This window comes from Oleiphilus sp. HI0066, from assembly GCF_001635725.1.
This window is the reverse complement of sequence record NZ_LWFH01001154.1, coordinates 1-1,608: the sequence shown is the minus strand read 5'-3', so window position 1 is coordinate 1,608 and position 1,608 is coordinate 1. Positions and strand designations below refer to the sequence as shown.

Annotated in this window: 1 protein-coding gene; it reads left to right on the top strand. The window is 45.9% G+C overall.

All coding sequences use genetic code 11. From position 1 onward, the window contains the following. A partial coding sequence (rpoD, locus tag A3738_RS15270) for an RNA polymerase sigma factor RpoD (RefSeq protein WP_068763708.1) occupies window positions 1–1,608 on the top strand: 1,608 nt, incomplete at both ends.

Sequence of the window (1,608 nt, the reverse complement as noted above, 5' to 3'; positions counted from 1 at the left end):
AATGACATGGGGATTCAGGTAGTAGAAACAGCGCCAGATTCCGACTCTCTTCTTATGTCCGACGGCGACTCTACTGATGAAGTAGCTGCCGCGGAAGCCGCCGCAGCACTTGCAGCAGTAGAAACAGAAGCTGGACGAACCACTGACCCTGTTCGCATGTACATGCGTGAAATGGGTACTGTAGAACTTCTTACGCGTGACGGCGAAATTCGTATCGCGAAACGTATTGAAGAAGGCTTACGTGATGTGATGGCATCACTTGCGCATTTCCCCGGTTCGGTTGCTTCTATTGTCGCTTTGTATGATCAAATCGTAGAAGACGAAGGTCGTCTTACAGATGTATTAACTGGCTATCTTGATCCAGAAGCGGAAGCGAATATTCCTGTTCCTGTAAATCCTACCGAAGCGAAAGAAAATTCTGATGATTCGGACGATGAAGAGGAAGAAACAGATAACGGTCCAGATCCAGAAGAAGCGCGAGAGCGTTTTGAAGCGATCCGTGTTCAGTTAGACAAAGCGCTTCGTACTGAAGAGAAGCATGGCCGTGCAAGCAAAGAAACAATCAAAGAGCTTAACGAGTTAGGTGAGCTGTTTGCACCTCTTAAGCTGAATGCTAAACAGTTCGATTACTTGGTAGCTTCTGTTCGTTCAGCGAACGATGNGGTTCGTGTGAATGAGCGTAATGTCTTGTCGATTTGCTCTCGCGAGTGCGGCATGGATCGCAAAGAGTTCATTAAACGTTTCCCTGGTAATGAAGCGAATTTAAACTGGGTGAACGAACTTCTCGAAGAGAAGCATGCCGCTTCTGCCAAACTTGATTTGTACAAAGATGAAATCGTACGTTCGCAACGTAAGATTGCATTTATTGCAGAAGAAGTTGGATTGACGGTCGCGCAGTTGAAAGACGTGAACCGTCGTATTTCAATCGGTGAAGCGAAGGCGCGTCGTGCCAAGAAAGAAATGGTCGAGGCGAACTTGCGTCTTGTTATCTCGATTGCGAAAAAATACACCAACCGTGGTTTGCAGTTCCTTGATCTGATTCAGGAAGGCAACATTGGTTTGATGAAAGCCGTAGATAAGTTTGAGTATCGTCGCGGTTATAAGTTTTCTACTTACGCAACTTGGTGGATTCGTCAGGCGATTACGCGTTCTATTGCAGACCAAGCGCGTACAATCCGTATTCCAGTGCACATGATCGAAACGATCAACAAGTTGAATCGTATTTCTCGTCAGATGTTGCAAGAAATGGGCCGTGAACCAACGCCTGAAGAGCTTGGTGAACGCATGGATATGCCGGAAGAGAAGGTACGTAAAGTACTCAAGATCGCTAAAGAGCCAATCTCTATGGAAACACCAATCGGTGACGATGAAGATTCGCATCTTGGTGATTTTATCGAAGATACTATGGCTGAATCTCCAGTGGATACAGCAACAGGTGAAGGTCTTAAAGAAGCAACACGTAGTGTTCTTTCTGGTTTGACTGCACGTGAAGCGAAAGTACTTCGTATGCGTTTTGGTATTGAAATGAATACGGACCACACTTTGGAAGAAGTTGGTAAGCAGTTTGATGTAACGCGTGAGCGTATTCGTCAGATAGAAGCCAAAGCG